General features: G+C 49.5%; 9 protein-coding genes. 3 read left to right on the forward strand and 6 right to left on the reverse strand.

What is annotated here, in order from left to right:
- The 3 genes from FBF61_RS19005 to FBF61_RS19015 all read right to left on the reverse strand — a co-directional run bounded on the left by FBF61_RS19005 (nucleotide 1) and on the right by FBF61_RS19015 (nucleotide 4050).
- Nucleotides 1–570 carry a DUF1543 domain-containing protein gene (locus FBF61_RS19005; protein ID WP_138480160.1) on the reverse strand — a complete coding sequence of 190 codons (570 nt, stop codon included), beginning with the start codon at nucleotides 568–570 and terminating at the stop codon, nucleotides 1–3.
- 106 nt (nucleotides 571–676) lie between these two features.
- A complete protein-coding gene (locus FBF61_RS19010) occupies nucleotides 677–3136 on the reverse strand; it encodes a TonB-dependent receptor domain-containing protein (RefSeq protein ID WP_138480162.1) in 2460 nt (819 codons plus the stop codon).
- Nucleotides 3137–3234: 98 nt separating this feature from the next.
- Nucleotides 3235–4050, reverse strand: coding sequence for an AraC family transcriptional regulator (locus FBF61_RS19015; RefSeq protein WP_138480164.1), 816 nt, complete (start codon nucleotides 4048–4050; stop codon nucleotides 3235–3237).
- A gap of 81 nt (nucleotides 4051–4131) precedes the next feature.
- On the opposite strand from FBF61_RS19015, the gene FBF61_RS19020 reads away from it, so the two are divergent.
- The 3 genes from FBF61_RS19020 (at nucleotide 4132) to FBF61_RS19030 (ending at nucleotide 7006) form a co-directional block, all read left to right on the forward strand.
- On the forward strand, nucleotides 4132–4977 hold the full coding sequence (locus tag FBF61_RS19020; protein ID WP_138480166.1) for a chromate resistance protein ChrB domain-containing protein: 846 nt from the start codon (nucleotides 4132–4134) through the stop codon (nucleotides 4975–4977).
- 92 nt (nucleotides 4978–5069) lie between these two features.
- Nucleotides 5070–6257, forward strand: coding sequence for a chromate transporter (locus FBF61_RS19025; protein WP_138480168.1), 1188 nt, complete (start codon nucleotides 5070–5072; stop codon nucleotides 6255–6257).
- Between the two features lie 11 nt (nucleotides 6258–6268).
- Nucleotides 6269–7006, forward strand: coding sequence for a DUF2490 domain-containing protein (locus FBF61_RS19030; RefSeq protein WP_138480171.1), 738 nt, complete (start codon nucleotides 6269–6271; stop codon nucleotides 7004–7006).
- 19 nt (nucleotides 7007–7025) lie between these two features.
- Here the strand turns inward: FBF61_RS19030 and FBF61_RS19035 are convergent, their stop codons facing one another.
- Genes FBF61_RS19035 through FBF61_RS19045 form a run of 3 tightly spaced genes read right to left on the reverse strand, consistent with a single transcriptional unit; the run spans nucleotide 7026 to nucleotide 11730 of the window.
- On the reverse strand, nucleotides 7026–8666 hold the full coding sequence (locus FBF61_RS19035) for an FAD-dependent oxidoreductase (RefSeq protein ID WP_138480173.1): 1641 nt from the start codon (nucleotides 8664–8666) through the stop codon (nucleotides 7026–7028).
- A 3-nt stretch (nucleotides 8667–8669) separates the two neighbouring features.
- Entirely contained in the window at nucleotides 8670–10247 is a 1578-nt protein-coding gene (locus tag FBF61_RS19040; RefSeq protein WP_138480175.1) for an FAD-dependent oxidoreductase, read from the reverse strand.
- 52 nt (nucleotides 10248–10299) lie between these two features.
- A complete protein-coding gene (locus FBF61_RS19045; protein WP_138480177.1) occupies nucleotides 10300–11730 on the reverse strand; it encodes a RagB/SusD family nutrient uptake outer membrane protein in 1431 nt (476 codons plus the stop codon).
- Nucleotides 11731–11737: the final 7 nt, after the last annotated feature.

The raw sequence follows: 11737 nt of genomic DNA on the forward strand, positions 1-11737 counted from the left end.
TTATTTGAGTGCGGAAAATTTCAGATAACCCAAATGGATTTCATCCGCTGCTTCTGAATCCGTTGGCGTTAGTGTTATCCTGTATTTAGCTTTTTGATTTGGAGTTAAAATATCGTCAATTTCGTACAGGTCGTCAACGTCAATACCATATTTATCATCAATATGGGAAGTTGCTTTTGCAAAATGATTGGTTTGGAAAAACAATGTCTTTTTAGCTTCTTTCATGGCAGCCGCCCTATCAGCTTTTACCGTGAGGAGCATATAATGCTGTTCTTCAAACTTGAATGGCTGATATCCTCCCAGGTTAATAAAAAAAAGCCTGCTATCTCCGGTTTTGGATTGCTTTTTCCAGGCGGCCCTCGGCTGAATACCGACGTGGTAACCTTCAACAAAGTTCACTTCCCGCCATGCGTCAATATGTAATTTGTCGGGCTCCGGCCAAAAGTCTTCCATTTCAGGTAGCAGTTCATTGAGGGAGGCGGCGATTCCAAAGAAAACATCATGCTGCTCCACATGCCTGCCGGGCGGTTTACAGCCCAACAAAATCATATAAAGTTTGAGTGATGGCATATCTGCTTGTGGCTGACCTGTTATTCAAAAAGTATGTTAGCAGTTGCTAATGTAATAAAGTTGTTAAATGTTTGTTCGATTAAAAAGGCATATCGGGGTTTATGGCTCAAAACTCTCTTTCCCCAAATTCGCTGCCCGGCAGCTTGGCCTTTGTGGAAAGTTGGTTGAGATTGAAGGATAAGTTTAAAAGGAAGATATCGGTTTCCTGAATGTAGTTGGTGGTTGTGTAAAAATCCCTGCCCCAGGTTGTAATGCGTTGCTGATTTGCGTTCAGGAGGCCGAGATCCATGTTCTGCCATTGAAGCGATGCAGCCAGTTTCCCTTTGAGAAAGGTCTTTCTGACCGATAGCGACGGGTTAACGAGTCGTGAATCCTCGCCCTGCGCAGTGACCCTCCTGGATAGATAGTTCAAGGCCCATTGAATTTGCAGGGTAGGCACTACGCGAAATGTTGTATGGGAATTGATCGAATAAACAATGCTGGAAGTATTCACATTGACGGTGTTGCTGAAAAGCGCCCCCTGGATATGATAATGGTAAACATTGGCACCTGCATACAATTGCCACCAATTCGTCAGATTGATATTGCCGCCCAGTTCGGCGCCCCACGATGTTGCCAGACCTGCATTTGTATAAATGCGGTTGATAATGCTGTCGTTGTAGACGCTGTTCACACGGTTTACCACGTTTTTGATCCGCTGGTTGTACAACGTTACAAAACCACTTCCTTCTTCGAACTCTTTCACAATGCCTATCTCGCCCTGGCCGACGAATTCCGGTAAAATATCCGGATCGCCTGATTCGAGGGTTTCCGAATGCTCGCGTTCGGGGAGTGGGTTGAGCTCATTGTTGGTTGAACGCTGCACGCGGCGTGTATAGCCTGCTTTAACGCGCCAGCCGTGTCCGGGGGAGTATTGTAATTGTGCAGAAGGGAAAAAATTGGAGAGTGTAAGGTTCCGCGTGTCGGCGGCACCTGTCGAGAATGTGCGCGTTGCGTATTCGTAACGCAGCCCGGCGGAGTATTCAAGTTTCGTCGCTTTTCCGTTGTATTGCCCGTATACCGAATGGATATGGTTTCCAAGGCGCGTCCGGCCCGAAAATTGTGGCACCAGATCAAATGAACCCGTTTGAAGATTGAGGTCCAGGTATTGAAAAGCACCCTTTTGCAATTGATTGCGGTACTGATAACCCGTTTCCAGTTTTCCTTTTCCAATCAACAACAGATAGTCTGCCTGCAAACGAAAGGCGTTTAGCGGGTTCTCACCAGGATTACGTGTGCTTTGCAATGCGCGCTGCCTGCCCGGTTCCGACAGATTGATGTTCGTCGTGAGCCCGTCCAGCTTCGCGAACTCCGCCAGCCCCGACAGCGTAAGCTGCGATTTATTGGCAAAACGGTGGGAGTAGTCGAGATTTCCGAGCGTCACATCATTGGTCTTCCGGGCGATATTGGAGTTGAAATAAGTAATGCTGCCCAGCGCCTCTCCGGATTCCTGATCGGTTTTGACATTGTTGTACATCAGATCTGCCCGTCTGGACTGGAAACGATACCCTTTATAGAAACCCGCCGAGATCACATTCGACGGGTCCGGGGTAAACGACGCCGAGGCCCGGACTGTATAATTGTACCGCTTGAAACTACGTTCGCCCTGAGAGGGCAGCGATGTAAAAACATTGCCGAGGGTCGTGTTGACATCGCCCACGCGCCTGCCTGCGATGTCATTCCGCAAGTAATTAGCGCTCAGGTTAACCTCCCACTTCCCCGATTTCAACCCCCAGGACGCATCGGCACCGAAGCGGACAGGTCGTTTGAGATTATGATAACGATGTACCGAAGGCAGCCCACCCTGAATGTTCACGACAATGCTGCGGCTGTCAGTAGCCGCTGCTTTTGTAATAATGTTGATGATCCCAGACTTGCCATCCGGGTCGTACCGGGCTGAAGGACTTGTGATCACTTCGATGTTTTCAATTGTATTGGCCGGGATCTGGTTCAGGACCACCGAGGGTTCGGTTTGCACCGGTTTCCCGTTCACCAGTACCAGAAAGCCGGTCGAGCCGCGCAGGGTAATGTCGCCTTCGCTGTTGAGGGTCACAGAGGGAGTGTTTTTTAGGATATCTATTGCTGTACCGCCTTGTCCGGCTATGAATTGGCTTGCTTTGTACACCTGCCGGTCGATCCTGTTTTCGGCGAGTTGTTGTCTGGTTGTAACATTGGCAGCTTCGAGCAACCGGCTGTCGGTTACCATGGCTAAGGTGGGAATGGTCACTGTTCCCGACTTGCCAGTCAAGTCGAGCGATCCGGTGCTTGCATTTTGATAACCCATGTATTGTGTGCCAATGTAGTAAAATGCTGCGGCTATATTTTCAAAGCGGTAATTGCCCTTCTCGTCCGAAAGGCTGCCGGCAACCAGCAGCGAATCGGCCGTACGGTACAGGGCGACAGAGGCGTAAGGAAGTGGTTGCCCAGACTCCTGATCCGTGATTTTACCGTTGATTGCAAGCGGAGATTGCGCGAAAGCCACTGCCCGCCAGAGTAACAGGTATACAAGAGAAAGGAAAAGCTTCATAGGGGTTTAAGACCGCAATTCAAAGAGGTGAAAGATGCGGTAAAATTAACCCTATAAATTTAGTAGACTTTGTACATTACTTCCTAAAACTGGTACATTTAGGAAATTCCTTTTCTGTAAACACCGGGCAGCACACCAGTCTGCCGCTTGAAAAACTTATTGAAATGCGACGGGTCGGAAAACCCCAGCTCATAAGCGACTTCGCCCAGGTTCTGTTCTGAATAGAGAAGTAATCTTTTGGATTCCGCGGTAAGCCTTTCGGTGATCACCGCGCCGGTCGTTTTATCCAGAAACCTGCGACAGACTGCATTCAGCGTCTTCGGTGTTACACCCAATGCTTCGGCGTACCAGTTTACCTCATGCGTGTTCATATAATGCTGGTCTAGCAGCGCAAAAAATGCATTCAGTGTCTGTGGAAACGGCTGTTGATTGTCAGACTTGATTTCCCGCTGAAGTAAATTGAAAAGCAGGAGCAGGTAGGTTTGGATGATCGCCTGAAAATTGGTCTGGCCACCGGCATATTCCGTTTCAATGCGAGCAAAGATATTGGCAATCTCGTCGCTGATGTGGGCGAGCTGGAACCCGCTCGGGAACGCGATTGGAAATGTGCGGAAAAGTAAATTATACAGCGGATGGCCGAGCAAAAAATCCTTCTGGATCATGGCCACAAAGCCCTTTGGAATTTCAGTAAGCTCCCAGCTGTGGATCTGGCCAGGCATGACAAGGTAAAGGCTGGACGGTTGTACCGGGTATCGGTGATGATCGATCAGGTGTAATCCTTCCCCCTGTGTCAGGTAAATTACTTCAAGATAATCCTTGTGGCCGTGCGGATGAGTCGTTTTGATAACCTCCTTCATTCGCTTGATCCGGAAAAGCTCCTTATCGTTGAGTTTATTTTTAATTGGAATCTGCATCGACCGCCTGTTAACTAAATTGAAGGGCAATTTATGTAAATCAATAATAATAACTTGCGAGAAAAAATTAATCGACGCCCTGTGAACTGGATTACCCGCGAACGACCGAAGATAGACCGGATCGCCTGCCCCTGGCTGATCAGGAGGTTTATTGATGCTGAGGCCACTTTTTATTTTGTCCCGTTCGATGAAGTCCTTTTAAAAGCTGAGGAACTGAATGCAACCCCGTTCGATATCCCCGGCGTTGAATTCACCCATTACGAAGACCGGTGCACCTTCGACTACCTCATTGAAAAATTTGGCATTGACGATCCCGCAGTGAAGGATATGGCACCCATCGTCCGGGGCGCGGATACCGACGCACATTTCGTAGCCCCGCAAAGTGCCGGGCTCTGGGCGATCTCAGCTGGCATGAGTTTTAATATCACTGACGATCATGAACTTCTGGAAAAAGGGATGCTGATTTACGATGCGCTTTACAGCTGGGCCAGACATCTTCAAAAGCAAAGGCACACGCAGAGCCCGACTGAGAAACTGCTGCTCGAGGTTTTCAATGCTTACATGCAGGAAAAGTCTGGACAAAGCAGCAAAGCACCCCGGTGGGCCCGGCAGTTAAAAGAGATTATCCAGGACCAGATCGACACCAATCTGAATTTAAGCCTGAAACAAGTTGCCGCCGGACTGGATATGAACCCTGCCTATGTTTCAAGGGAGTTTTCCAAATATTTTAGTGACCTTTCCTTTGGTGAGTATATCCGCAAACTGCGCATTGAAAAAGCCATCGAGCTGCTAGGCAACACTTCCAATAGTCTTGCCGAGATCGCTTATCTGACCGGCTTTTCAGATCAAAGTCATTTCAACCGGATCTTTAAGCAGCATACCGGGCAAAATCCATCGGTTTTTCGAAAATCTTTAGGCAAAAAGTAAACTCTGTACAAACCGGTCATTTACGTTCTATTTTTTGATTGAGGGGCTGTCTATTATTGCAGGGTATTCCGCAAGATAACGACAACCTGAAAATGGAACTTTCACAGCAATCCAAAACAGTTCAATACAGCCTGATCGCGCTGACAAAGTATTTTTTGAAACTGGGAACACTTGGTTTTGGTGGCCCGGTGGCATTGATCGGCTACATGCACCGCGATCTGGTGGAAGAGCGCAAGTGGATTACCGAGGAGGAATACCGGGAAGGGCTGGCATTAGCCCAGCTTGCTCCGGGCCCCCTCGCCGCTCAACTAGGCATTTACCTGGGCTATGTACATTACGGGGTATGGGGCGCTACACTGACGGGGCTGGGTTTTGTGCTTCCATCCTTTGTCATGGTCGTGTTGCTTGGTATGGCCTACAAGTTGTACGGTGGCTTGCCCTGGATGCAATCCGTTTTTTATGGTGTTGGCTCGGCGGTGATCGGTATTATCACGCTGAGCTGCTACAAGCTTACTATCAAATCGGTTAGTAAACTGGAAACCCGGGCCATCAAAAGCAGCTGGCTTCTTTGGCTGTTTTTCCTTTTAATGGCTGTAGTAACTGCTTTTACGAAGCGAGAGGAAGTTTGGCTTTTTATTATACTGGGACTGCTCTACATGGTTGTCAAGGCACCTCCCAGGTGGATCCGGAAAACCAATACCTCGTTGTCTGTTGTTCTTTTAGCCGGAACAGGCTTCTGGCAAATGGATACCGGCAAGCTCTGGGAGCTTGGCCTGTTCTTCACAGAAGCCGGCGCGTTTGTTTTCGGTAGCGGGCTTGCAATAATTCCGTTTTTACAGGCGGGTGTTGTGGGTGAAATGGGCTGGCTCAGCGAGCAGCAGTTTTTGGATTCGGTTGCGGTGGCCATGATCACACCAGGCCCGGTTGTCATTACTGTTGGTTTTATCGGCTTTATCGTCTCTGGCTTTGCCGGAGCGAGTGTCGCGGCGCTGGGTGTTTTCCTTCCTTGTTTTGTTTTTACAGTGCTTCCGGCGCCTTATTTTAAGAAGATATCTAAAAACGAAAGTATCAGGGCATTTGTCGACGGTATTACCGCAGCAGTTGTCGGTGCGTTGGTTGGATCTGTGTTTGTGATTGCATCCCGCTCGATTGTGGACGTTGCGTCAGCTGTCATTGCGATTCTCACCATTTTGGCATTGATCTTTATAAAGAAACTGCAGGAGCCTTACATCATCCTGTTTGCGGCCGTCATCGGCTATTGCCTTAAAACATATCTGTAACCCCTAATTTTATGAACAAATATCTGCTGGTACTCATTTTACTTTTTTCAATTCCGTCTTTCGCCCAAAAACAGGTCAATACACAAAGCGGTGTCTGGCTGGGCTATTTTAATCAAACAAGGTTCACAAACAAATGGGGGATCTGGCTTGATCTTCATGCCAGGCGGACAGACTTCCTGGACAGGTGGGCAACCCAGATCATCCGGCCAGGGCTTACCTATTTTGCCAATGACCACCTTCGCTTTACATTGGGTTATGCCTATGCCCGAAGCTACCCGGCAGCAGGCCTTTTCACGGTACGTCCCGAAAACAGGCTATGGCAGCAGGTGTTGTGGACCAGTCGGCAAAAACGGCTGCAAACACAGCAATGGATCCGTGTGGAAGAACGGTTCAACAGGAAAATCGCCAATGACGCGCTCCGCGACGGATATAATTTCAATTTCCGGTTCCGCTATCTTCTAAACCTGATGGTCCCTCTGAACCGGGATTTCATAGAAGCCAATACCCTTTTCTTTGCCTTCAATGACGAGATACATATCAATGCGGGAAAGCAGATCACCTACAATCTTTTCGATCAGAACCGCCTTTTCTTCGGGCTGGGATACCAGTTTACCAAAGGGCTTAACCTGCAGGTGGGTTATATGAACCAGTTTCAGCAGCTGCCATCAGGGAACCACTTCAACAGCAATCATGTGCTCCGCGTTTTTGCATTTCATAACCTGGATTTTCGACGGAAAGCAGACAAATAATTGATACAAGAATAAAGGATCATTCCGGTATACCCACCTGGTCTAAGTCTATCACTACTTTGCTTTTTGTCAGTTCTGGTGTCAGCAACTTGTACGGCACGTCCTGGACGGGCAAATCCTGATCAATACTCAGCGCTGCCGCAATGCCTGCGGCCTGTCCCAGTAACATGAAGGTCCATTCAATACGGATCGCGCCGTAGGCTATATGGCTGGAAGAAACGCAGGTTGGCGTGAGAAGATTCGTACATTCGGCTTTTTTGGGAACCATGGATCTGTATGATACCGGTAATGGTCGCCAGTAATTGCCACCGAACACAAAGCCTTCATTATACGCAGCGCCGTCGCGCACAATGCGCCGGACACTGTGAACATCCGTGGGCCAGTATGCGATGCAGACGGGATCTTTTACCGGGGCAGGGCTTTCACGCTGCACATGGTGCTGGGTGATCACATAGTCCGAAACCATGCGCCGTGCATCACGCACATAGAACATCCGGGGAAAATGGTTGTTGTCGGTAAATTCATCTTTGGCATAACCCCATTTCGCCCATTCCTGCTGCAGCTGAGGCGCCAGCGCACCGACCTCCGTATCGGTGGACAGGAAGTAAAAAAGTCCTTTCGTGAAGGTTTCGTGGTATTTGAGGATCTCTTTTCTTTTGGCATAATTTCCAAGAGGATAGGCTCTGTTCATACCATAAAGGTTGTGCGAGAGGTCGTGCCACGCGCCGAGGTCGGTTTTGCCATTGGGCAGTTGCGCGCTGGGCGTGTAAAGCTTTCCGCCGGCTTTGAGGTAGCGCAGGTAAATTTCATATTCTCCGCGCTGATAGCCGGCAGGTTTGTAAAACGGGAGACGGTTAATCTCATTTTTGGTCAAACAAACCCTGAAACAATACGCCTGCAGGTTTTTGTCGCCCGCGCCGGGCGCACCTAAGGGTTCGTTCTGAATGGTTGGTATTACTCCGCTGCCGGAATCTCCGGGAATGCGGTAGGGGTCAACTTTGACACTGAATTGTGCATGTGTCGTTTCGGCACGTATACCATTTAATGTTTCTCCGTATGCACTGTTGGGCTCCCTGCCGACAACCGTGCTGATGCCCGCCGCTGCCAGCAAATCTCCCTCTATGGAAGCGTCGATAAATACCGATGCTGAAAACGTACGGCCGTCAGTTGACTGTATTTGTGTGATTTTTTCATTGCTCTTTTTTACCGCACCGGCTGATTCTGCCAATGCTGTATTGCGGAAAACCGGGATCTTGTATTCGGACAGCCAATCTCCGATGATCTGCTCCGCAACCTTTGATTCCAGGCGCCAGAGGCCCGGGTCCTTCCGTTTTTCCGCCAGCATTTTTTCAAAAGCTTCCCTGCGTTTATACATATCGGCCACACGCCGGTAGAATTCCAGCGCAATACCGCTCACAGCCGGGCTGTTGCGAAACTCTTTGTGATTGTCAATATCTGCACCGCCCAGGCCTTCCACGACGTTGCCGCCAATGTGAGCAGTAGGTTCAAGCAGCGCGACCGTTTTCCCCAGCCGCGCTACCTGAATGGCCGAGGCATATCCTGCTGCCGTGCCGCCGTAAATGACCACGTCAAATTTTTGCTGTCCGTAGCCCGTGAAGGCAGATGCCAGCAGAACGAAAGTCCCGATCCATTTTTGCATACTTTATTTTTTACGAATATCCTTGTCGCCATCCCACACCTGGTGGTCGATGCTGATGATCACACCTTTTTCTTTCAGTCGTGCCTGCAAGGCAGCAACGTTGATTTCCTGAACGGTTTTTTGTTGTCTGGCCGCCATGGCCGCTGCAATACCTGCGCTGTTACCAAGCTGCATCCAGGTCGATTCTACCCTTGCGGAGCAGAAAGCCACGTGCGAAACCGACAGACAGACAGGCACGAGCAGATTGGTACATTCCGAAGCTTTGGGCGTGAGAGTCCTGTACGAAAATTCGTAGGGCGCTGTCGTAGCATGCCAGATGCGTCCTTCGTTGACGAAATGCGTCTTCGAAACGGCTACACGCTGCACATGATGACTGTCGATCCAGTGGGAGCCGAGACAAATTCCGTCAGGCTTCGAGCGTTCTTCGAGAATGTCTTTTTGAGTTTGGATCAATGTACCTTTCATCCTTCTTGCTTCGCGGACATACAGATAGTATGGGAAATTCCCATTGTCTTTGAACTCGTCGGCGGTCAGTCCATATTGGTTTACCTCGTCATGCAGTGTTTTTGGTACCGAAGGATCGTTTGCCAAAAAATAGAGGAAACCCAGTGTCCAGTTTTTGTGATCGTCATAAATTGCCTTTTGTTTGGGATAGTCCGCGTCGGGATATTCGACATTACCTCCAAAATGCCCCAGCGAGATCACCGACTTTTGTTTGTTGTTGGTTTCGAATTTCCCGGTTGGATAGTTCCATTTATATAAATCGATCAGGTCGCGGAACTTCGTGTCAGGCTTATTTTTTAAAAGACGTTTTAATAAAACAAATCGGTCGGGATTGTATTTATCGGGTTTGGGAAAAGGTATCCGATTGTCCAGCGTCGACATCACCAGGCGGAAATTGTAGTTCATCACACGTTTATCCGCCTGTCCCTCGGTCAATGTGCTGCGCTCGACAAAGCCTGGCAACAATTTTCCCGAATCATCATAAGGTGAAGCTTCGATCGGCTCGTCCATGAACCGCACTCCAGCGTACGACTCGCCATATTCCTGCTTGCTTTCCCTGCCATAAGTGTATGACACACCCGCGCGCGGCATCAGATCGCCTTCATAGGTGCAGTCGAGGAATACTTTTGCTGCAAGATCCTTCCCGTCCGTAAGCCTGATCGACTGGATCGCATTGCCTTTTTTATTTACTTTTTGAACGAAGGCACCGTACAATACCTTTACGCCTGCCTCCGATAGCAAGTCTTTGAAGGTTTTCTCGGCAACATGCGACTCGAAATAAAACTGTACTTTCTCCTTGCCATAAAACTTCGTCATTCTCTGATAAAACTCCAGTGGCAACCCTGAGATAGTTTCCTCGATCATGTGCTCCGATTCCGCAGTGCCTATGCCGCTGGTATTGAGGCCGCCCACATGCTGCGTCTGTTCAACCAGCAACACTTTGGCGCCTTCGCGCCCGGCAGCCACGGCTGCAATCACACCACCGGGTGTGCCACCGTAAACGACCACATCGTATTTCTCCTGGGCAAAGCCCGCTAATGATTTGAGTAAAAAAAACAGTATCAGCAGATGTTTCATAAGTCAGAATTTGGGCCGGCAGGAATCGGGATGGCCTGCCGGATGTGATGAATCAATAACCCGGATTTTGGTCCAGTGCTGGATTTACGTCGATTTCCTGGACGGGAATGGGGTAGAGCAAATGCCGCTCTTCAGTTGCAATACCAATTTTCTGCATGCTGGGCACATAACGTCCCGTGCGCAGCAAGTCCCACCGGCGGTGGCCTTCGAAGCAGAGTTCCCAGCTGCGTTCCTGATACACACTGTCACGGAATTGTACCTGGGTAAGATTTTTCAGATCGGGCAGTACGGTGGGTTGTGCACCGTTTCTGGCTCTGGCGCGTACCTGGTTAATGGCGGCATAAGCTTCTGTCGTCGGGGCTCCGGCTTCGTTCAGCGCTTCGGCGTACATCAGCAACACATCGGCATAGCGCATGACGATAAAATTGTTTCTTGCCCGGCCCGAGCCACAAGCTTGCGGGTCCCAGTACTTGTCTACATGCGGTCCTGTACGCGATTTCACTACGGTACCATTCGCGATGGTCTTTTCCTCGATCACCGTCACCGTTTTGCGATAATCGCCAGACGTGTAAGAATTGGCGTGAGCCGGCACGACCTGGTAGCTGCCGCCTGTGAGGTTGATCGGATAGCTGAAATAGATCGCGAAATTCTCTGCCATAGCGCTACCGTATTGCGGCAGCACGCAGCTGAATTGTACCGAAAAGATATGTTCCGGTCCATTCTCCTTTTCAGGGACAAATACGTCGCGGTAGTTCGGTACCAGGCTGTATGCGCCCGATTCGATGACTTCCTTAGCCTTGGCTGCGGCATTAGCCCAATCCTTACGGGTAAGGTATACCTTTGCCAGCATACTTTTCGCCGCGCCTACGGTCGTCCGGCCGATTTCAGTCGCCAGCGTATATTTTGCAGGAAGTACTTTTTCAGCGTCCAGCAGGTCTGCAATGATCTGCTGGTAAATCTGGTCGGCCGGGTCGCGGGGTATTTCCACATTTACTACATCATTGCTGATTGCCGTCACCAGGGGCACATCTCCAAAAGCGCGGACCAGGTTGAAATATGCCAGCGCACGCAGGAATTTGGCTTCACCTACGATCTGGTCGCGCAGCTTCGTGTCCATGGCAATGCCGGGCACATTGGCGATAACCCGGTTTGCCCGGTCGATGAGCCTGTAGCTGTTGGTATAGAAGGTGTCAAATAACCTGGTGCCACTGTTGTACAGGTTCTTATGGATTTCGTTACCGCCTCCATTGTCCTCGCGTACCTCGCATTCGTCGCTGTTCAGGTCGGCCAGGTCGATCATGGTCATGCCGTAGACACCTTTGAGATGTTCATAAACAGCATTCAATGCGGAAGTGGCATCAGCTGCGGATTTAAAGGAATTGGATTCTTCCAGAAAGCTCAGCGGCTTTTCTTTCAGATTGTCTTCGCACGATACCGACAGTATTAGCATCACGGTCAGTATCAGATAGTTTTTTATTTTCATCTTAAAA

The organism is Dyadobacter bucti (assembly GCF_005869225.1).
GTDB lineage: Bacteria > Bacteroidota > Bacteroidia > Cytophagales > Spirosomataceae > Dyadobacter > Dyadobacter bucti.